Origin of the sequence: Paenibacillus sp. FSL R7-0210 (assembly GCF_038009085.1) — a bacterium.
Taxonomy (GTDB): domain Bacteria; phylum Bacillota; class Bacilli; order Paenibacillales; family Paenibacillaceae; genus Paenibacillus_AQ; species Paenibacillus_AQ silagei.
The window spans coordinates 6,472,421-6,491,892 of sequence record NZ_JBBPAR010000001.1; the positions used below are offsets into that span (position 1 = coordinate 6,472,421).

General features: G+C 50.3%; 19 protein-coding genes and 1 tRNA gene. 18 read left to right on the forward strand and 2 right to left on the reverse strand.

The window, feature by feature from the left end; all coding sequences use genetic code 11:
* The first annotated feature begins 15 nt into the window (after positions 1 to 15).
* From mnmE to MKY64_RS27440, 8 genes are all read left to right on the forward strand, one after another.
* A complete protein-coding gene (gene mnmE, locus MKY64_RS27405) occupies positions 16 to 1,392 on the forward strand; it encodes a tRNA uridine-5-carboxymethylaminomethyl(34) synthesis GTPase MnmE (protein ID WP_340956926.1) in 1,377 nt (458 codons plus the stop codon).
* 15 nt (positions 1,393 to 1,407) lie between these two features.
* The gene (gene mnmG / locus MKY64_RS27410; RefSeq protein WP_036728061.1) at positions 1,408 to 3,294 is read left to right on the forward strand and encodes a tRNA uridine-5-carboxymethylaminomethyl(34) synthesis enzyme MnmG; all 1,887 of its coding nucleotides are present in this window, start codon (positions 1,408 to 1,410) and stop codon (positions 3,292 to 3,294) included.
* 3 nt (positions 3,295 to 3,297) lie between these two features.
* Positions 3,298 to 4,020, forward strand: coding sequence for a 16S rRNA (guanine(527)-N(7))-methyltransferase RsmG (gene rsmG, locus MKY64_RS27415; RefSeq protein WP_340956928.1), 723 nt, complete (start codon positions 3,298 to 3,300; stop codon positions 4,018 to 4,020).
* A 337-nt stretch (positions 4,021 to 4,357) separates the two neighbouring features.
* Positions 4,358 to 5,173, forward strand: coding sequence for a nucleoid occlusion protein (gene noc, locus MKY64_RS27420; RefSeq protein WP_036728058.1), 816 nt, complete (start codon positions 4,358 to 4,360; stop codon positions 5,171 to 5,173).
* 214 nt (positions 5,174 to 5,387) lie between these two features.
* The gene (locus MKY64_RS27425; RefSeq protein WP_036728056.1) at positions 5,388 to 6,149 is read left to right on the forward strand and encodes a ParA family protein; all 762 of its coding nucleotides are present in this window, start codon (positions 5,388 to 5,390) and stop codon (positions 6,147 to 6,149) included.
* Positions 6,142 to 6,984: a ParB/RepB/Spo0J family partition protein gene (locus MKY64_RS27430; protein WP_036728055.1), complete on the forward strand. Its 843-nt coding sequence runs from the start codon at positions 6,142 to 6,144 to the stop codon at positions 6,982 to 6,984. The genes MKY64_RS27425 and MKY64_RS27430 overlap by 8 nt, the downstream gene beginning before the upstream one ends.
* 93 nt (positions 6,985 to 7,077) lie before the next feature.
* Entirely contained in the window at positions 7,078 to 8,241 is a 1,164-nt protein-coding gene (locus MKY64_RS27435) for an aminotransferase class V-fold PLP-dependent enzyme (protein WP_340956929.1), read from the forward strand.
* A gap of 86 nt (positions 8,242 to 8,327) precedes the next feature.
* Entirely contained in the window at positions 8,328 to 8,828 is a 501-nt protein-coding gene (locus MKY64_RS27440; RefSeq protein WP_209879288.1) for a DUF4446 family protein, read from the forward strand.
* On the opposite strand, the gene yyaC is transcribed toward MKY64_RS27440, so the two are convergent.
* On the reverse strand, positions 8,800 to 9,408 hold the full coding sequence (yyaC, locus tag MKY64_RS27445) for a spore protease YyaC (RefSeq protein ID WP_036728050.1): 609 nt from the start codon (positions 9,406 to 9,408) through the stop codon (positions 8,800 to 8,802). The two genes, MKY64_RS27440 and yyaC, sit on opposite strands and share 29 nt — an antisense overlap.
* 196 nt (positions 9,409 to 9,604) lie before the next feature.
* Here yyaC and MKY64_RS27450 point away from each other — a divergent pair, with 196 nt between their 5' ends.
* The 4 genes from MKY64_RS27450 to MKY64_RS27465 all read left to right on the forward strand — a co-directional run bounded on the left by MKY64_RS27450 (position 9,605) and on the right by MKY64_RS27465 (position 11,289).
* The gene (locus tag MKY64_RS27450; protein WP_036728049.1) at positions 9,605 to 9,880 is read left to right on the forward strand and encodes a DUF3343 domain-containing protein; all 276 of its coding nucleotides are present in this window, start codon (positions 9,605 to 9,607) and stop codon (positions 9,878 to 9,880) included.
* Positions 9,873 to 10,910 (forward strand): mechanosensitive ion channel family protein, encoded by a 1,038-nt coding sequence (locus MKY64_RS27455; protein WP_340956933.1) that lies wholly within the window; start codon positions 9,873 to 9,875, stop codon positions 10,908 to 10,910. Before MKY64_RS27450 ends, MKY64_RS27455 begins: the two co-directional genes overlap by 8 nt.
* Positions 10,910 to 11,122 carry a DUF951 domain-containing protein gene (locus MKY64_RS27460; RefSeq protein WP_036728045.1) on the forward strand — a complete coding sequence of 71 codons (213 nt, stop codon included), beginning with the start codon at positions 10,910 to 10,912 and terminating at the stop codon, positions 11,120 to 11,122. Before MKY64_RS27455 ends, MKY64_RS27460 begins: the two co-directional genes overlap by 1 nt.
* Before the next feature lie 76 nt (positions 11,123 to 11,198).
* Positions 11,199 to 11,289: transfer RNA gene (locus MKY64_RS27465), tRNA-Ser, on the forward strand.
* Between the two features lie 534 nt (positions 11,290 to 11,823).
* Here the strand turns inward: MKY64_RS27465 and MKY64_RS27470 are convergent.
* The gene (locus MKY64_RS27470; protein ID WP_036728044.1) at positions 11,824 to 12,021 is read right to left on the reverse strand and encodes a YjzC family protein; all 198 of its coding nucleotides are present in this window, start codon (positions 12,019 to 12,021) and stop codon (positions 11,824 to 11,826) included.
* A gap of 244 nt (positions 12,022 to 12,265) precedes the next feature.
* Here MKY64_RS27470 and rpsF point away from each other — a divergent pair, with 244 nt between their 5' ends.
* The 6 genes from rpsF to MKY64_RS27500 all read left to right on the forward strand — a co-directional run bounded on the left by rpsF (position 12,266) and on the right by MKY64_RS27500 (position 19,297).
* Entirely contained in the window at positions 12,266 to 12,550 is a 285-nt protein-coding gene (gene rpsF / locus MKY64_RS27475; RefSeq protein ID WP_036728042.1) for a 30S ribosomal protein S6, read from the forward strand.
* A 49-nt stretch (positions 12,551 to 12,599) separates the two neighbouring features.
* Positions 12,600 to 13,115, forward strand: coding sequence for a single-stranded DNA-binding protein (ssb, locus tag MKY64_RS27480; RefSeq protein WP_036728041.1), 516 nt, complete (start codon positions 12,600 to 12,602; stop codon positions 13,113 to 13,115).
* A 21-nt stretch (positions 13,116 to 13,136) separates the two neighbouring features.
* Positions 13,137 to 13,409, forward strand: coding sequence for a 30S ribosomal protein S18 (gene rpsR, locus MKY64_RS27485; protein ID WP_036699837.1), 273 nt, complete (start codon positions 13,137 to 13,139; stop codon positions 13,407 to 13,409).
* A 526-nt stretch (positions 13,410 to 13,935) separates the two neighbouring features.
* Positions 13,936 to 15,897 carry an endonuclease MutS2 gene (locus tag MKY64_RS27490; RefSeq protein WP_339312186.1) on the forward strand — a complete coding sequence of 654 codons (1,962 nt, stop codon included), beginning with the start codon at positions 13,936 to 13,938 and terminating at the stop codon, positions 15,895 to 15,897.
* A gap of 230 nt (positions 15,898 to 16,127) precedes the next feature.
* On the forward strand, positions 16,128 to 17,849 hold the full coding sequence (opp4A, locus tag MKY64_RS27495) for an oligopeptide ABC transporter substrate-binding protein (protein ID WP_051478243.1): 1,722 nt from the start codon (positions 16,128 to 16,130) through the stop codon (positions 17,847 to 17,849).
* A gap of 395 nt (positions 17,850 to 18,244) precedes the next feature.
* The gene (locus tag MKY64_RS27500; RefSeq protein ID WP_036728037.1) at positions 18,245 to 19,297 is read left to right on the forward strand and encodes an LCP family protein; all 1,053 of its coding nucleotides are present in this window, start codon (positions 18,245 to 18,247) and stop codon (positions 19,295 to 19,297) included.
* The last annotated feature ends 175 nt before the right edge of the window (positions 19,298 to 19,472 follow it).

Sequence of the window (19,472 nt, forward strand, 5' to 3'; positions counted from 1 at the left end):
AGGTGAATTACAAACATGCTTAGTGATACTATTGCCGCTGTATCGACAGCCTTGGGCGAGGGCGGTATTGCCATCATCCGGGTTAGCGGACCGCAGGCAATCCCCCAAGTGGCCCCTTTGTTCAAAAGCCGTATCCCCCTTACGGAAGCTGATTCTCATACGGTGCATTATGGACATATCGTAAGTCTGCAGGACGGGGAACAGCTGGAAGAGGTACTGGTAACCGTCATGAAGGGACCACGCTCTTTTACCACGGAGGATGTGGTGGAGATCAGCGCCCATGGCGGTGTAATCTCTGTAAGAAGAGTAATGGATCTGCTGCTGCAGCAGGACATCCGGCTGGCCGAGCCGGGAGAGTTCACAAAGCGTGCCTTTTTGGGCGGACGGATTGATCTCTCGCAGGCCGAGGCCGTAATTGATCTGATTCGTTCCAAGTCGGACCGGGCCTTCTCGGTTGCCCTCAAGCAGGTTAGCGGCTCGTTATCCGCACGTATTCATGAGCTTCGGCACACGCTAATTGAGACACTGGCCCATATAGAAGTGAATATTGATTACCCCGAGCATGATGTGGAGTCCTTAACTGCCAATTTCATCAAGGATAAGAGTCATGAGGTTATGCAAGGCATAGATAAGCTGCTTCGAACCGCCAATGAAGGAAAGATTCTGCGCGAAGGGATTACGACAGCTATTGTGGGCAGGCCCAATGTCGGGAAGTCCTCACTGCTGAACGCGCTTGCCCGCGACAACAAGGCGATTGTGACCGACATTCCGGGAACAACGCGTGATGTGATAGAAGAGTATGTAACGATTAATAATATCCCGCTGAAGCTGCTGGATACCGCGGGTATCCGTGAGACGATGGATGTGGTGGAGAGAATCGGTGTGGAACGTTCGAAGGCGGCTTTCAGCGATGCGGATCTGATTCTGCTGGTGCTGAATGCCAATGAGGAGCTTCATGAGGATGAACTGGCACTGATGGAACAAATCCACGGTAGACAAGCGCTGGTCATCATGAATAAAATGGACTTACCGTCCCGTCTGGACACGGGGAAGCTGCGCTCCTTTTTCGATGAAGCGAGTATTGTACCGATGTCGGTGCTGGAAGAGGAAGGACTCGATAGACTGGAAGAGGCGATCTCCGCACTGTTCTTCGGAGGCAAGCTGGAATCTGGCGATCTGACTTATGTAAGCAATGTAAGGCATATAGCCTTGCTTAAGAAGGCACATAAATCACTACAGGATGCCTATGAAGCAGCGGAGATGCTGATTCCTATAGATATGATACAGATTGATGTACGTCTGGCCTGGGAGCAGCTCGGGGAGATTATTGGAGATACGGCGGCGGATTCGCTGCTGGACCAGATCTTCTCGCAATTCTGCTTGGGCAAATAAGAAGGAGGAACCGTTATGAATTATGATGGAGGCAGCTATGATGTTATCGTCATCGGCGCCGGTCATGCCGGCTGCGAAGCAGCTCTGGCTGCTGCACGGATGGGCTGCCGCACACTGATGATCACAATTAACCTGGATATGGTGGCCTTCATGCCATGTAATCCATCGATTGGCGGACCCGCCAAGGGCCATGTGGTGCGTGAAATTGATGCACTCGGCGGAGAAATGGGCCGCAATATAGACAAGACCTTCATTCAACTGCGAATGCTTAATACAGGAAAGGGGCCTGCGGTTCATGCTCTGCGTGCACAAGCCGACAAGTTCCTCTATCAGCACGCAATGAAAGAAACGATGGAAAAGACTCCTAACCTGACTCTGCGCCAGGGGATGGTGGAGGAGCTGATCGTCGAAGACGGACGCTGCGCCGGAGTGGTGACGAAGACAGGGACGGTGTATCACAGCAAGACCGTTATTCTGACAACGGGAACCTACCTGCGCGGCAAAGTGATCATGGGTGAGCTGACATATGAGAGCGGACCAAATAATCAGCAGCCGTCCGTACGCCTGTCCGAGAATTTGCGCGAACTGGGGTTCGATTTGGTCCGCTTCAAGACCGGAACGCCGCCGCGTGTCCACAAGGATTCGATTGATTTCTCCAAGACAGAAATCCAGCCGGGCGATGAGAAGCTGAAATTCTTCTCTTTTGAAACCAAATCCTCGGATAATGAGCAGTTGCCTTGCTGGCTGACCTACACCTCCCCGGTTACTCACCAGATCATTAATGACAATCTGCACCGGGCGCCGATGTTCACGGGTATTATTGAAGGAACGGGTCCGCGTTATTGCCCTTCCATTGAAGATAAGGTTGTCCGGTTCAGTGATAAATCACAGCATCAGATCTTCCTGGAGCCGGAAGGTAAAAACACATCGGAATACTATGTACAGGGTCTGTCGACAAGTCTTCCTGAGGATGTGCAATTGGCGGTCCTGCGGTCTATTCCCGGTATGGAGAAGGTAGAGATGATGCGCAACGGCTATGCCATTGAATATGATGCCATGGTTCCGACGCAGCTCTGGCCGTCTCTGGAAACCAAACGTCTGCCGGGACTATTCACTGCGGGACAAATCAACGGTACCTCCGGCTATGAAGAAGCGGCAGGGCAGGGGGTTATTGCCGGTATCAATGCAGCGCGTAAAGTACAGGAGAAAGAGCCGGTCGTGCTGGATCGTTCACAGGGTTATATTGGCGTTCTGATCGATGATCTTGTCACTAAGGGAACGAATGAGCCTTATCGCCTGCTGACTTCCCGTGCGGAATACCGGCTGCTGCTCCGTCATGATAATGCGGATCTCCGCCTGACGCCAATCGGCTATGATATTGGGCTGATTACAGAGCAGCGCTATGAAGCCTTCCTTGATAAGAAGGGCCGGGTCGACCGTGAGATTATCCGTCTGCAGGAGACAAAGGTCAAACCGGTTCAAGTGAATGAAGCGCTAGCCAGTTATGGATCTGCACCGATTGTTGACGGAAGCAATCTGCTGACCTTAATGCGCCGCCCTGAGCTAGCCTACAGCTTCGTGGATCTGATCTCTCCTTCTCCAGAAGAGCTGGATGAAGAGATGAAGGAGCAGGTGGAGATTCAGATTAAGTATGCCGGCTATATTGAGAAACAGCTTCTGCATGTGGAGAAGCTTCAGAAGATGGAGAAGAAGAAGATTCCAGACGACATCAACTATAATGAGATTCATGGACTGGCAATGGAGGCCCGGCAAAAGCTGACCAAAATCGCTCCAATCTCCATTGGGCAGGCTTCGCGTATCGGAGGCGTTACCCCGGCAGATATCTCGATTCTGCTGGTCTATCTGGAGCACTATAACCGTGTAACAGCGGCGAAAGGATAACCTATGGATACAACGGTAGCTGAGTTCACCGACCTGCTCAAGGAGCATGGGCTGGAACTCTCAATGAAGCAGCTTGAACAATTTGAACTCTATTATCAGGAGCTGGTCTCCTGGAATGAGAAGATGAATCTAACCGGGATCACAGAGCGGAGCCAGGTATATACCAAGCACTTCTATGATTCTTTATCTTTAGCCTTCTACGTGAATATACAGGAGACGAAGAGTCTTGCTGATATTGGTTCAGGGGCAGGGTTCCCTGGTATTCCGCTAAAAATATGCTTCCCGGATCTTAAGCTGACGATTGTGGATTCACTTAGCAAACGGATCACCTTCCTGCAGCATGTCTGTGATACCCTGGGGTTGAAGGGTGTACAGCTCATTCACGGCCGGGCAGAGGATGTGGCCAGACAGTTTGTTCACCGGGATGCTTATGATGTAGTTACTGCCCGTGCGGTGGCCCGCTTATCGCTTCTGAATGAATTCTGTCTGCCATTCACCCGCAAGGACGGCATCTTCGCTGCCATGAAGGGGAGCGATCCGACGGAGGAACTGCAAGAAGCCAAGCGCAGCTTCAAGGAGCTGCGTGCTGAACTGCACAAGGTAGAATCCTTCAGTCTGCCGGTGGAAGAATCTTCCCGGCATATCATTCTTGTACGTAAGACTGGGGCCACACCGTCCAAGTATCCGCGCAAGCCCGGCGTACCTGCGAAGTCGCCGCTCATCTAATTGTTTCACGTGAAACAACATTTGACAGTCTTCTGTTATAGTGGACCAAGCTCATCTTTGATGAGCTTGGTCTTTTTATTTGTGCGGAAAGCTGCTCTAGTTCAGGCTGGTGTGCAGGAAAAATAGGTCATTATGGAGAATAGGATTATTAGCAGAAAAGTGATAGAATAATATAGTAAGACTTTTAATAGATAAGATCAGAATAAATGCCAGGCCGTCTTTTAAGAGAAGTGGCTCAGAATGACTTAGGGATACTTTTCTTACGCTGTACGATAAGCTTTTCGCATGAAAGGTTAAGATGATCGTACTATAACGAAATTAGGTGGTTATGAACGGAATGAAAGAACAATTCACCAAGCTTTTTGGATTTACCGAGCGGAGCAGCGGAGAAGAGATCAAACAAATCCCGGTTCATGAGGTCATCAGCAGTCCGTATCAGCCACGGACTATTTTCGATGATGAGAAGATCGACGAGTTGTGTCAGACTATCAAAACTCATGGCGTGATCCAGCCGATCGTTGTGCGTATGCGTGATTCCCAGTATGAGATTATTGCAGGCGAAAGACGCTGGCGGGCAGTTAAAAAGCTGGGTATGGACACCATTCCGGCGCTTGTCCGCGAATTCAATGATTCACAGGCTGCATCGATCGCACTGATAGAGAACTTGCAGCGTGAGGGCTTAACCTCTATTGAAGAGGCGATCGCGTATCAGAAGCTGATTGACTTGCATCAATTGACCCAGGAGAGTCTGGCTCAGCGGCTTGGCAAAAGCCAATCCACCATTGCCAACAAAATCCGCTTGCTGAATTTGCCTGAACAGGTCAAAACTGCTTTAATGGAAAGAAAAATCACCGAGCGTCATGCACGCTCGCTCTTGTCGCTGGACACTGAGGAGATGCAGCTTAAGGTTCTGGCTGAGGTTATTTCCAAGGAATTGAATGTAAAACAAACAGAAGCACGTATCGCCTTCTACAAGGCCGTTACCCAGACCAAAAAATCAAAACGGACCTCCTATACCAAAGATGTCCGTCTCGCTCTTAATACAATTCGTCAATCTATAGACATGGTGACCGGCTCAGGAATGGAGATTAAGACCTCCGAGAATGACCGCGGAGATCATTATGAGATTGTGATCCAAATTCCAAAACGATAATGGCAACAAAAGCTGAAGGCGGCCCTGAGGTGTTGGCCGCTTTTTCTATGACTAGCTCCGAACGTTATCACATATACACTCTAAGGATAAGTTGTTGTCTATTTGCTTATTTACCTACATCTCCGCAAACGTGATGCCGTAGATCCAGATTATTATGCCGTTAACAGCTAAGAACTACAAGATGATTCTTTCTAAACAATTCGAGGTGAAATAAGTGTCCAAGATTATTGCCATAGCAAATCAAAAAGGCGGGGTAGGTAAAACAACAACCTCTGTGAACCTGGGTGCCAGCATGGCTACTCTGGGGAAGAGAGTGCTGCTTGTTGATATTGATCCGCAAGGCAACACTACGAGCGGCGTTGGCGTCAACAAAGCGGATGTAGAAAATTGCATTTACGATATTCTTATTAATGAAGTGGATCCGCAGGATACAATACAGGAGACCCGGATTGAGGGCCTTCATATTATTCCGGCAACCATTCAGCTGGCAGGAGCAGAGATCGAACTGGTCTCTACGATATCGCGGGAACTGAAGCTGAAGAAGGCACTGAATGCAGTGAAGGCGAATTATGATTACATCATCATAGATTGCCCGCCATCATTAGGGATTCTTACCATTAACTCTCTAACGGCTGCTGACTCAGTGATTATCCCTATACAATGCGAATATTATGCGCTTGAAGGATTAAGCCAGCTGCTCAACACTGTAAGACTGGTTCAGAAGAATCTTAATCCGCATCTCAAAATAGAGGGAGTATTGCTCACGATGCTGGATGCCCGGACGAATCTCGGGATTCAGGTTATCGAAGAAGTGAAAAAATATTTCCAGGAAAAGGTATACAGAACGATTATCCCGCGTAATGTACGCCTAAGCGAAGCCCCTTCACATGGACAGTCAATTATTACCTACGATTCCCGTTCCAAGGGAGCGGAAGTATATTTAGAGTTGGCAAAGGAAGTGATCTCTTATGAGTAAGCGTTTGGGGAAAGGCTTGGATGCATTAATACCTTCTCTGTCGATCAATGAAGACGATAAGGTAGTAGAGATTCCGTTGACGCAGCTTAGAGCCAATCCTTATCAGCCGCGCAAGGATTTCAATGAAGAGGCCATTCAGGAGCTTGCAGAATCCATAAGACAGCATGGTGTGATCCAGCCGATCATTGTTCGCAGTGTTTTGAAAGGGTATGAGATTATTGCCGGGGAACGCAGATTCAGGGCCTCGCAATATTGCGGCAAAGCTACGATTCCGGCAGTGGTCCGCAGCCTCAGTGATCAGCAGGTGATGGAGATTGCCCTGATCGAGAACCTGCAGCGTGAGAATCTTAACGCGATGGAAATAGCGGTTGCTTATCAAGGACTGATGGATCAATTCTCACTAACTCAGGAAGAGCTTTCTCTTAAAGTCGGAAAGTCCAGATCGCATATCGCCAACTTTTTGCGGCTGCTTAGCTTGCCGGAAGAAGTGAAGGATTATGTTTCACGTGGAACAATTTCGATGGGGCATGCCCGGGCAATTGTGGCTCTGAAAGATCCGGAGGTCATCAAGCAATTGGCTGCCCAGTGTGTGGAGCTTCAGTGGAGTGTTAGAGAACTGGAAGAGGTAGTGAAGAATCTCGACCGCAAACCTGCTAATGGAATTAAGGCCAAGGTTGTGAAACGTGATCCTTATATTGATAATGTAGAGGAAGTATTACGGGAACGATTCAAGACAACAGTCAAAATTAAACAAGGCAAGGAAAAAGGGAAAATCGAATTAAACTATTACAGTGCCCAAGACCTGGAAAGATTGCTGGAGCTGCTGGGGAACTGATTTGGATATTTGTACCGAAGACATATCCTGAGATATCCTTAATACGGATATGGAGGGGTATGTTTTTTAAATCGAAAAGAGGGAGGGTGGAAGATGGAGAGGCTGGTATATCTCGATCACGCAGCTACTTCGTGGCCCAAGCCGCCGGAGGTGGCTGCAGCTATGGTGGAGGCCTTGGAACAGTCAGGGGCCAATGCCGGGCGGGGCAACCACTCACTGGCTATCGGGACGGGGCGGGTATTAGTTCGTGCACGAATGCTGCTGGCAGAGTTGTTTGGTATAGCGAATGCTCAGGATATTGCGTTCACCCATAACACAACTATGGGGCTAAATATGGCTATTAAGGGTACACTTCAACCAGGGGATCATGTCGTTTCGACGATGACAGAGCATAACTCAGTGCGCAGACCCTTGGAGTATTTGCGCCGGAGCATCGGGATTGAAGTGGATTATATACAGGCGGACCGCGAGGGCCAAATTAATCTTCACGAGCTTCAGCGTTCTCTGCGTCCTAACACCCGGATGGTGATCTGCAATCATAGTTCCAATCTGCTGGGAAGTATTCTGCCGATTGGGGATATCGGTGACATAGTGAAATCGCATGGGGCTGTGTTCCTGGTAGATGCCGCTCAAAGTGCAGGGGCGCTTAATATTAATGTGGCGGCTATGAATATTGATCTGCTGGCATTTCCGGGACATAAAGGGCTGCTCGGTCCGCAAGGGACCGGGGGGCTGTATATCTCTCCTGGGCTGGATCTGGAACCGCTGATGCATGGAGGGACTGGCAGTCAGTCGGAGAACAGCGAGCAGCCAAGTGTTCGACCGGACCGTTATGAGGCAGGGACACAGAATGCCGTCGGAATAGCTGGTCTGCTGGCTGGTGTGAAGGCGGTTAAGGCGCTGGGAGTGGAACAGATTCATATGCAGGAATGGAAGTTGACACAGCTGTTGATGGAGGGCTTGGCTGCTATTCCGGGTATGCGGATTCTGGGCCCGGCACCGGGCGCTCCGCGCAGCGGAATTGTGGCTTTTGTTGTAGAGGGGCAGGAGTCGGCGCATATTGCTCACCGGCTGGACCGCGAATACCAGATTGCTGTACGGGCAGGAATGCACTGTACACCGCTGGCCCATCAAGCAGCGGATACTCTTGCTAGCGGAGCGGTAAGGGCGAGTGTGGGAGTGAGTTCCACGGAAGCGGATGTTCAGCGGCTGCTGTTAGCCATGGACGAAATGTACGGCGTATCGCGTTCAAGCTAATAAGTGGATAAGGATTCAGGTGGATTATACAGGTCGGTGTCGTTACAGCGTGGGAATTCTTATTTTTGTATAAAGGATGATTCAACATGTCGGAGTTAAATGAAATCATAAGCGAGTATTTATCGGCGTTCATCATGGGCTTTGCCGGGGTAATCATACTGATGGCCATTATGATGATCGTCCAGGGTGCCAGGCTTCGCAGAATGCGGAGCCGGTACGAAGCCATGATGGGCGGGAATGGCATAGAGGATCTGGAGAATCTGCTGGTCAACCTGAAGAATCAGGGGGATATGCTGGAGGAGGTCCAGCTGGAGCAGAAGACGCTGCTTGAAGCGGCACATACCAAAATGCGCGGCATGAAGTCGAAGGTGGCCATGAAGCGCTATAACGCTTTTGGAGAACGCGGTAATGACCTGAGTTTCTCGCTTGCCATTCTGGATGACAACCACAGCGGGATTGTGCTGAGCAGTCTGCACAACCGCGAGAACTCATATATCTATGCTAAGCCGATTGAACAGGGAGAGACCCCGTATGCTCTGTCACCGGAGGAGAAGGAAGTTATTGCTCTCGCGTTGCAGCAGATCTAGCATGCAGGTTCCACTGCTTCAAGGCAGAGTAGAGGCTGGATGAAATAATATCCGACAAGCGCATCACCAAGCTTAATCTGGTGTTCTGCAATACGAAATATTCCATGAATCCTCCCACATTAACGATGCCGGTCAAATGGATATCGCCAACGGGGGGAAGCTGCTTGTTGACCCCTGCGCCAGGACGCAGCGGACCTTCAACCACCTGAATGCAGCCGACGCTGGTGGACTGGCCGAGACAGGCGTCAATGGCGATGATGAACGGGTTGGCATGCTTTTGGTACACAAGGCTAACTGTCTCTTCCAGGTTAATGGCATGTACCGGCTCCTCCAGCGTTCCGTAGAGATGGAACAGCGGGCTGTGAAAGCGGGCCAGTGTCGTGCCGACCAGGGGGCCAAGAGAATCGCCGGTCGAGCGGTCCGTGCCCACGCAGATAATGACAATGGGCGTATCCGGACGGGTGCGCGAAAAGTGGAACAGCAGACGGTGGGTAATGGCAGAATAGATATTGGGGTCGGCATGTGATATTTTTAAACAGGATGGTTCTTGCAGCGGTGGAGCTTTGGAAGAGAAATTCATATAATCGTCCTTTCTGAGGCGGCGACTGCAAATCACGGAAAATCAGCTGAAAAAGCAGTCAGGCTGCCAGGCTGCTGATTATGCAAGGCTTACGTCCGCGGGAGCGTGTTCTGATGATCCTAGTATATGGATGGAAGTGGTTTTTTATACTATGGCGGCAATAGATAGGACCAATAGCCCAGAGGAGGCGTGGAGTGTGGAGGAGGAACTGCTGCTAGCGTTTGATTCGACCCAGCAGGCGCTGCGCGCCGAGATGCTGCTTGAATATGCGGAGATTGAAATCGATATCTTCCCTACGCCCAAGGAGATCACCGCCGGCTGTGCGATGTCGATCCAATTCTACCGGAGTGCGCTGGATGAGGTAAGGGTCCTGGTCGAAGAGCAGAACGTAGAGATCCGGGGGATCTTCGCCAAGGCCGTTGAGGGTGCAGGGTATGTGGAAATAACGGAGAAGGAGGGGTTCGATGATTAACAGCTTACTGGCGGCCGACGGCGTTGACGGTGTTGTTAATGATGCCGTCCGCTTCAAAGATAAATTATGGGACTGGTTCACCAATACTGATATGTGGGCCGCGGTCCTGTTTTCGGGAATCAGAATTCTCATAATTTTCATTCTGACCAGGGTGATTATCAAGGTGGTCTCCAATGTGATTGACCGGTCTCTTGAGCGGGAGACGAGGGGGAGGGCATTAGTCAATAACCGGCGCTTCTCCACGGTCGGCGGACTGATGAAGAATGTGGTTACCTTCTTCTGTAACTTCACCATGATCCTGCTGGTTCTGTCGGAGTTCAACTTCGATCTGAAGCCGCTGCTCGCCGGAGCAGGGGTAGTCGGGCTGGCTATAGGGTTCGGCGCACAAAGTTTGGTCAAAGATGTGATTACGGGCTTCTTTATTATTTTTGAGGACCAGTTTGCAGTCGGGGATGTTATCCAGAGCGGAACCTATAAGGGAACGGTAGAGATGATTGGCCTGAGGACGACCAGACTGCTAAGTGCTACGGGCGAGGTACACATCATTCCTAACGGCACGATTGTTAATGTGACGAATTATTCGCTGGCGAATGCACTGGCAGTAGTAGATGTTCCGGTTAAAATCGAACGCGGGCTCGAAGCCACCCTGGCACTGATCGGCGAGGCGCTTCAGGGCATCGAGGAACGCAGCTCCAGTGTCATTGCCTACCCTAATATTCTAGGAATCCAGTCGATGAGCACCTCAGAGTATGTCATCCGCATAGCGGCGAATTGCCTGCCTAATGCCAGAGACGCTGCCGAGCGGCAGATTCAGAATGATATCAAGCATGCTCTGGAGAAGCAGAGCGCCCTGGAGGCTGCTAAGGCCGAGCAGGAGGCGCGTGAGCAGGCGGAGAGGGAGGCAAGAGAGGCTGAGGCGGCCCGTGAGCAGGAACGCACAGAGGAAGCCCGTAGAGCCCGTGAGGAGCAAGAGGCCAGCCCAAGAAGGCAGGTAGCTGCTGCGCAAGAGGCAGAGGAGGGGGAAGAGTAATGGAACGCAAGGTATTCGGGCTGGGTGATATTGTGCAGATGAAGAAGCAGCATCCCTGCGGAAGTAACGAGATGGAGATTATCCGTATGGGGATGGATATCCGGATTAAGTGCACCGGCTGTCAGCACAGTGTCCTCATTCCCCGCGCCAAATTCGAAAAGAATCTGAAGAAGGTCCTGCATTCAGCGGATAGTGGAGCGGAGAATAATTAAGCTGGCGCAGGAAGCGAAACGCAAATGAATAACGCTTGCAATTGTGCGATTGGCATGATATGATAATTCTTGCTGCGGAGAGGTACCCAAGAGGCCCAAGGGGGCTGACTCGAAATCAGTTAGGCGTGTCACAGCGTGCGTGGGTTCGAATCCCACCCTCTCCGCCACTTCAGCAATTATATTCTTAATTTATGAGACCTCCGTTCTGATACGGGGGCTTTTTTGTTATATAAGAAAGTATAGTTTCCGTGTATTGTGGGGAAATAACGGTTTTATACGGAAGACTATAATTAGGCAAGTGGCATCGATGTATGCGGAAAACCGAATACAATCAGCAGCCAAAAAGGTGCATATGTCGGATGTACGGGGATAAGACAACAGCATCTGTCATCCTTTAGGGTGATTTTGTGTTTGTTGATCTTCAATGCAAAAAGAGAGACCTTCGCAGGTCTCTCTTCCAGAGGCAGCACATCAATGACGTTCGGAAATCTCTGTCTATAGCTACTACTGTGATTGGGTAATGCCAAAGCTGTTACTCCTTTTTACAGAGCCAGCTTCACTCTCCCCGGGTACGATAGCTGCTGAATTCAGAATCCCTGTGATCGTGTTCGTCTGCGACGTTCAACGGAACCACACCTCTCTTTTGTACTGCCTGGGTCTAGTATGCGCAGCCTTCAAGGTTTTATACCTGGCTGCTGAAATTAATGGACACGGGCCTTCTCGACTTTTTTCCACTTGCGGTTCTGGTTGCTGGTCTCCGGGAAGGTGTCGCCTTTCTCCATTGTAATGCGCTTCGGATTCTGAATCTCCGTGTGGAAGCTCCGCGCTTCGCCTACCTCGGTGTAAACGCCCGGGTTGGGGGCTTTGTCGCCCTTTTCATACTCCGTCTGTTCGCCCATTGGTGAATAACCTCCTGTAATCGAATGATGAAGCTGTTATATTGTGGCCTTGACGATGAGGGATTACTCAGAGGTTCTTTCGGAATCCGCCAACATTTTTTGGGGGTCCAGCATCTGGTACGTATTAATAAAACTTGCAATCCTCTGCTGGGTTTGGTATATTAATTTGGTGCGAGTCTATGTTTGTGCTCGTTCCTTGCTCCTGACCTGATCAGGGGCCGCAGACCATAAGGAGGTGAAAATTATGCGCAAATATGAAGTCATGTACATTATTCGTCCTGACATTGAACAAGAAGCCGTTCAAGCAGCAGTCGAAAAATTCCAAGGCATCATCTCCAACGGCGGAGAAATTACAAAGCACGATGTGCAAGGTAAACGCCGTCTTGCGTATGAGATCAAGAAACATCGTGATGGCGTTTTTGTTTTGGTTAACTTCAATGCAGAACCTGCAGTAGTTACTGAGCTTGAGCGTATCATGAAGATTTCTGACGAAGTAATTCGTTATCTCATTACGAACGACGTTGCCTAAGATATTGACAAGCTTTGTAACGAATCGCGCTATTAAGGAGGGGACCTAATTGTTGAACCGTATCATTCTGATCGGTCGGTTGACCCGTGACCCGGAACTTCGTTATACTCCTGCTGGTGTTGCCGTAACACAGTTTACGCTTGCCGTAGACCGTAACTTTACGGGCCAGAATGGTGAACGCGAGGCGGACTTTATCCCGGTAGTAACCTGGAGACAGCTGGCTGAGACCTGTGCCAATTATTTGCGCAAAGGAAGACTGGCAGCCGTGGAAGGACGCATCCAAGTACGGAATTACGAAAATAACGAAGGCAAACGTGTATACGTTACTGAAGTTATTGCCGATAATGTCCGTTTCCTGGAATCCGCGCAGAGCCGTGAAGGCGGAAATGCATCAAGTGGTGGAAGTATGCCTGAAGAGCCAGCCTTCGGTGGCGGCGGTAACGGCGGGAACAGTGCTCGCGGAAATGGCAACAACAATAATTTCTCGCGTAACAACAATACCCAAGATCCTTTTTCGGGCGATGGAAAACCGATCGATATATCGGACGATGATTTGCCATTTTAATAAGGAAGGACTGAACTGAACATGGCTTTCAAACCAAGAGAAGGTGCGGACAACGACAAAAGACCGGCACGTCGTGGTGGACGCAACAAGCGTAAAAAAGTGTGCTATTTCACTGTGAACAAGATTACTCACATTGATTATAAAGACACTGAGCTTCTTAAGAAGTTCATCAGCGAACGCGGAAAGATCTTGCCGCGTCGTGTAACTGGTACAAGTGCAAAATACCAACGCGCTCTGACTATTGCTGTAAAGCGCTCGCGTCAAATCGCGCTGCTGCCTTACACAACAGAATAGGACGTTTTATGAAGCAGCCGGCTTAGCCGGCTGCTTTTTGTATGGGATAACCCATAATTGACAAACGGATTCTAGGTGTAGTAAATTACAGGTATCCTATAACTAAAGGGGAAATTTTGATGTTGGTGAGCGTTCTTAACTAAGCAATTTCATATCGTTCCGGCTGTTAGCCGCCGCATGCTCTGATTTTGCCGGGGGCATGTCTTGTTGGAGTCTGTCCTGATGACATCTCTGACTGAGTAGACTGCGGGCTGCTGGAATGAATGATTTAGTTAAGAACACACGCGAAGCGTCATGATGGCCTCTTGATCCGGCTATTGTTCTCTTTGTGATTAACCGTGCTCTTGCAGCACGGTTTTTTCTGTTTTCAGTCGTCTTCCCGTAAGGGGCGGGACTCTGAAGCCAAAGAGAAGCAGCAGCAAAAAGAGGGCGAAGACTGCCGTGGTGGCGGTTCTTTGCCCTCTTTTTGCGTTTTGCGCAGTGGATTGGGATAAGAAATATACTTGTATACAAGGAGGAACTCAAGTTGAATCTGCAAAGTCTGCACACATTGGAATATGAGACAATTAAGCAGGAATTGATGCGTCATGCGGTATCTTATGAGGGAAGAAGGGTTGTCAGAGAGCTTCAGCCAATGATCTACCTGCCGGCGATACACCGGGCGCTTGAGGAGGCGCAAGAAGCGAAGGAGCTGCTGGAGCGCGGAGCCAGTGTGCCGATTCCCTCGCTGGAGGGCATTGAATGGGTGCTGTCACTGCTCGGGACCGGCTATATGTACAATGAGCAGGATTTCACCGCAGTCTCGCTGTTTCTGAACAGCTGCGGACAGCTCAGGAAATACATGGCCGCCAAGGAGCAGATAGCGCCGCGCATCGCCGCTTACGGGGCATCCCTTCAGGAGCTGAATAGGGTTCGGGACGAGATAGAACGGTGTATCCGGCTGGGCGTCATTGATGACCACGCCAGCAAAGGACTGGAACGGGTCCGCAAACGGCTGGCAGTCGCCAAGGAGCGCCTGCACCGGAAGCTGGAGAGTATCATGAACCGCCACAAATCCATTTTACAGGAAAGTCTGGTCAGTATGCGCGGCGGGCGGTATGTCATTCCGGTGAAACGGGAGTATCACAAGCAAATTAGGGGCTCGGTGCTGGACCAGTCCACCAGCGGGCAGACGGTATTCGTGGAGCCGGATGAGGTGGCCTCGTTACAGGGAGAGATCGAGCTCCTGACTGCTGACGAGGCCCGCGAGGAAGGAATAATCCTGAGTATGCTGACAGGGCTGATAGAGCAGGAGCAGGCCGCTATCCGGCTTAATATTGAGGTGACGGGCATGTATGACTTTATTTTCGCCAAAGGGAAGGTTGCCCGGGTAATGGATGCGGGGCCGGTTGCACTGAACGAACGCGGTTATGTAAGGATGAATGGAGGCCGTCACCCCCTGCTGAAGGATATGGTGCCGGTCAGTCTGGAGCTCGGTCAAGGGTATAAATCGCTGATCGTGACCGGGCCGAATACAGGCGGCAAGACGGTGGTGCTCAAAACCCTGGGCCTGCTCGTATTAATGGCGCAGTCCGGCCTGCTGGTACCGGTTGATCCCGGCAGTGACTTCGCGGTCTTCACCAATGTAATGAGCGTTATCGGAGACGGACAGAGCCTGACACAGTCCCTAAGCACCTTCTCGGCACAGATGAAGAGTATTGAAGGAATGCTCTATGATGCCGGCAGAGGCGTGCTGCTGCTGATTGATGAGCTGGCTGCCGGCACAGACCCTGGTGAAGGGTTCGCGCTGTCCATCGCGATTCTGGAGGAGTTGAACCGAAAGGGGGCTAATATCGTGGTAACGACCCACTTCAATGAGCTGAAGGCCTTCGCGGCGGCAACGGCAGGCTTCGAGAATGCACGGATGGAGTTCGATAAGAACACGCTGCAGCCGCTGTATAAGCTAACGATTGGCGAAGCTGGCGAGAGCTACGCGCTGCAGATCGCCGAGAAGCTGGGTATTGTCCATTCCGTTATCGAGCGGGCCAAACAGCTTGTGACAGAGCAGCAGGGACACAGAGGCGGCCACAGCCCGTGGAAGGACGCTATCAGAGCTGCTGAGAGAGCTAAAGCAGCGCAGAATGAAATAACTGCAAAAGCGGATAGAACGGCTGAAGGACAGCAGGGAAACGTTGCATTACAGGAGGCGCATACTCCAGTACCTGAATTTGCGATAGGGGATGCTGTCTATGTCAGCTCTTTAGGGCGGACGGGAATTGTCTATGAGAAGAAGGACAGCCGGGGGAGGGTCGGAGTGATGATCCAGAAGCAGAAGCTGAGTATTAACCACAAACGGCTGAAGCCTTATCTGTCCAAGGAGGAGCTGTACCCCGAGGATTATGATTTTGATATTATTTTTGAGAGCAAGGAGACCCGGAAGAAGCGTAAGCTGATGCGGAAAAAGCATGTAGAGGGCCTGAGCATCATCCATCCGGGAGAGGAAAATTAAGGCGCTGCTGTAGCTGAAGTCTGCCCGTCAGGGCAGGCTTTTTTCAACACCGGAAGGGTTCTGGGCTGCCCCTAAATAAATTAAAGACTTCACTTTACAGTGAATATTGTATATCCTCTATAATGTGGAATAATTATTTGTCCATAATCTGCATAATAGGCATTACAGTAAAATCTAGTGTAGAAACCGCTTACATTACTGTGTGATCCAACCCGGGAGGGAAGAAATATATGTCAAACCGACTCATCGGCAGACTGATGCTACCGCTTGCGCTCTTGGTGGCATTGTCGGCATGCAGCGGGCCAAGCCCGGCCGTCAAGAATGTTGTGGCGCGCCTTAGCCAAACAGCCGATGAACCCATTACAGGCGGGACTGTGACCTTCGGCTACCCGTCCGCTTTTCAAGGGATCTTTGAACCGGCATTCTTCGAAGGAGAAGATGATTCCAATGTGCTGGAGTTCACCACTGAGGCGATGTTCACTGTGAAGGATGATTTGTCCACCGCTCCTAATATCGCCAGCTGGCAGGAGTCCGAGGATCATACGGTGTTCACATTCACCATTAAGCCCGGGGTCCGCTGGCATAACGGGGATGAGCTGACCGTGGAGGATTGGAAGTTTGCTCTGGAGACTATCGCCAGCCCGGAGTATACGGGTTCCAGATATTATAGCGTTGAGATGATCAAGGGCGCAGAAGCGTACCACCAGGGCCAGGCGAAGGAAATTACAGGGCTTAAGGTGATGGACCCGTATACGCTGCGCATTACAATGAATTCAGCACGTGTGAACGTGATTGATAATCTGTGGGCCTACCCGATGAACAAGCGGTACTTCGCGGGAGTGGCAGTTAAGGACATGCTGGACAGCGATCAGGTGCGCAAGCGGCCAATTGGCACGGGTCCGTTCATGGTAACCAGCATTGTGCCGGGCCAGACGGTGGAAATGAAACGGTTCGATAATTATTACAAGGGCGGAGCGCTTCTGGACGGGATTACTTATAAGGCGATCGACAGCAAGGATATTACCTCTCTGCTTGAAGCAGGAACTGTCGATATGGCGGCTTTGCCGCGTGATGCCTATGAGGCCGCAGGGCAATTGGATAACGTAGAGATTAGGGTCACACCAGGAATGTCGTTTGAATATATCGGGTTCAAGTTTGGACACTGGGATGAGACAGACGGTCAGGTGGTAATGGATAATCCCAAGTTCAAGGATAAACGACTGCGTAAGGCAATGTATTATGCACTTGACCGGCAAGGGATTCTAGATAAATATTCCTATGGCCTTGGGACGCTTATCGAGACACCTATCCCCAGCTCCAGCTGGGCCAAGATCGCGGATGAGGAGATCGACACCTATCCCTATTCTCCGGAAAAGGCTGGGCAGCTGCTGGATGAGGCCGGGTATCTGGATCTAGACGGGGATGGACTCCGCGAAGATCCCGGCGGCAAGAAGCTCGTTATTCACTATGATGCGATGAGCGGCAGCAAGACAGCTGAGGCCCGGACGGCAGCCATTCTCCAGAATTGGCGTGATGTCGGGCTGGATGTGCGGCTCAGCGGAGGAAGCCTCAAGGAGCTGAATACCTTTTATGAAGCTGTGGAGTCGGATGATCCGGCAGTGGAGCTGTTCAACGGCGTGTGGGGACTGGCCAGCGACCCTGATCCTTCGGGCCTATGGCGCGCTACCGATTCGTGGAATTACCCCCGGTGGACGTCGAAGCGCAGTGAGGACCTGATCCGGGAAGGGGTCAGCCTGAAGGCGTATGATAAGGACTTCCGGAAGGAAATCTATTATGAATGGCAGAAGCTGATCAATGATGAGGTTCCAATGATCTTTTTCGCTGAACGCTCGGATATTACTGCGGTGAATAAGCGCCTGCAGGGGGTAACAATGAACGCTTTAAGCAATATCATCAATCCGCAGAGCTGGTGGATTAAGGATACTGAATAGGCTAAGAGGACGGTCTGATCTGCTGTGTTAAGTGGCTGAACAGACTGTCTTTTTTTATTTTTTTTGGCTGAAAAAGAATCAAAACGCCGTTTGCTGCGTCATATACTTTATGGAATATAAGCGGCCTAAGTGTCAAAGTTGTCGTTATTTGTTGTTTCTTTTTAGTGGTGAAGTGATTACAATAGAAATATTGTTTATGTGTCAAAGCCGTTTTCCAGGTTTATTCTACAATTAGAACGACCCGAATCCCGGAAAGGGGGAATAATACCATCTGAAGCAGGGCGGCGTACAGCAGCTAGAACAGCCCACTCATGACTGCCTTGGAAGCCCAGGCGGCCATTGTAAATAGATTACGTTCATAATATGTACATTCCACCATAAAGAAGGAATCAAAAATGATGAATAAGCTTAAAAAAATAAAAAAAAGATACATTGCGCTCATTCTGGTACTGGTGATTGCAGCCGGAGGGTTTCTGTTCCAGAAGCCGCTGGCTGTGCTGGCATTCGACCTCTTTTTATCCGATCAGGTGGAGCAGAAGCTGACGGATGCATCCTATGTGCCTCTGGAGAATAACACCAGCAAGACACCGACTTCCGTTAAGGCTGAACCCGTGGCACTCAAAAGCGACCCGTTCTCTCTGATGCTTCTTGGTACAGATCAGCGGAAGAATGAAACCGCACGCTCAGATACCATGATGTATGCGGTGATCCGGCCGGAGGATTATAAAATTCTGCTGATCTCCGTTCCCCGGGATACCTACACGGAAATTATCGGATACAAGGACAATAAGAAGGATAAAATTACACATGCGTATGCATTCGGCGGGCAGCAAATGTCTAAGGACACACTGGAAGCGCTCCTCGGCCATGATATTCAATATTATGCCACCATCAACTTTCAGGGGCTGAAGGATGCTGTCGATGCCATTGGCGGTGTGCCGCTCCCGATCAAGAAGGATATTGTCAACAAAGGCAAAGACCATGAGAAATTCACCATTAAGGCCAATAAGTCGAATTATAGCGGCGAAGAGGCACTTAACTATACCCGCTACCGTGAGGATAGCGACTTCAACCGTACCAAACGTCAACAGGTCTTTATTGATGTCGTAGCGAATAAAATGTTATCGATCAGCCAGATCGGCAATATTCCTGAGCTGCTGGATATCATGGGCGACAACTTCAAAACGGATATTCAGCCCTCGATGATCATCAGTCTCGCCAAGAAGTTCATGGGCGGCAAGGACATGGATATCTCCAGCTTCACGGTGATGGGGGAAGGCAAACGGATGGACGGGGTCTACTACGATATAGTGAACGAAGAGGATCTGAATAAAGCCAAGGCGCTGATCGACAACTGGATGAACCCCAGCACACCGGTTGACCAGCTGATTGAGCCAGGCAAGGCCGGCAATGCGCTTGAGCCTTCGGCCACACCTGCAGTACAATAAGGATCAGAACCGATTTTCTTGACCCGTTATAAAAACAGCAGCCATTCCCTCAAGGTTAATGGCTGCTGTTTACTGTCTTCATGCTATAATGGAATGGAACTTATTGCTGAGGGCAGACGTATAACTACGGTGGGCTTTAGTGCAAGGAAGGTAAAGTAGCATTCCTTCGGAATTC

What these genes read in the sequence shown, in the direction of transcription:
- mnmE (WP_340956926.1), top strand. Translation starts at nt 16, where the DNA reads ATGCTTAGTGATACTATTGCCGCTGTATCGACAGCCTTGGGCGAGGGC.
- MKY64_RS27500 (WP_036728037.1), top strand. Translation starts at nt 18,245, where the DNA reads ATGATGAATAAGCTTAAAAAAATAAAAAAAAGATACATTGCGCTCATT.
- noc (WP_036728058.1), top strand. Translation starts at nt 4,358, where the DNA reads ATGAAAGAACAATTCACCAAGCTTTTTGGATTTACCGAGCGGAGCAGC.
- MKY64_RS27435 (WP_340956929.1), top strand. Translation starts at nt 7,078, where the DNA reads ATGGAGAGGCTGGTATATCTCGATCACGCAGCTACTTCGTGGCCCAAG.
- MKY64_RS27455 (WP_340956933.1), top strand. Translation starts at nt 9,873, where the DNA reads ATGATTAACAGCTTACTGGCGGCCGACGGCGTTGACGGTGTTGTTAAT.
- mnmG (WP_036728061.1), top strand. Translation starts at nt 1,408, where the DNA reads ATGAATTATGATGGAGGCAGCTATGATGTTATCGTCATCGGCGCCGGT.
- MKY64_RS27470 (WP_036728044.1), bottom strand. Translation starts at nt 12,021, where the DNA reads ATGGGCGAACAGACGGAGTATGAAAAGGGCGACAAAGCCCCCAACCCG.
- rpsF (WP_036728042.1), top strand. Translation starts at nt 12,266, where the DNA reads ATGCGCAAATATGAAGTCATGTACATTATTCGTCCTGACATTGAACAA.
- MKY64_RS27430 (WP_036728055.1), top strand. Translation starts at nt 6,142, where the DNA reads ATGAGTAAGCGTTTGGGGAAAGGCTTGGATGCATTAATACCTTCTCTG.
- opp4A (WP_051478243.1), top strand. Translation starts at nt 16,128, where the DNA reads ATGTCAAACCGACTCATCGGCAGACTGATGCTACCGCTTGCGCTCTTG.
- rpsR (WP_036699837.1), top strand. Translation starts at nt 13,137, where the DNA reads ATGGCTTTCAAACCAAGAGAAGGTGCGGACAACGACAAAAGACCGGCA.
- rsmG (WP_340956928.1), top strand. Translation starts at nt 3,298, where the DNA reads ATGGATACAACGGTAGCTGAGTTCACCGACCTGCTCAAGGAGCATGGG.
- MKY64_RS27460 (WP_036728045.1), top strand. Translation starts at nt 10,910, where the DNA reads ATGGAACGCAAGGTATTCGGGCTGGGTGATATTGTGCAGATGAAGAAG.
- MKY64_RS27440 (WP_209879288.1), top strand. Translation starts at nt 8,328, where the DNA reads ATGTCGGAGTTAAATGAAATCATAAGCGAGTATTTATCGGCGTTCATC.
- yyaC (WP_036728050.1), bottom strand. Translation starts at nt 9,408, where the DNA reads ATGAATTTCTCTTCCAAAGCTCCACCGCTGCAAGAACCATCCTGTTTA.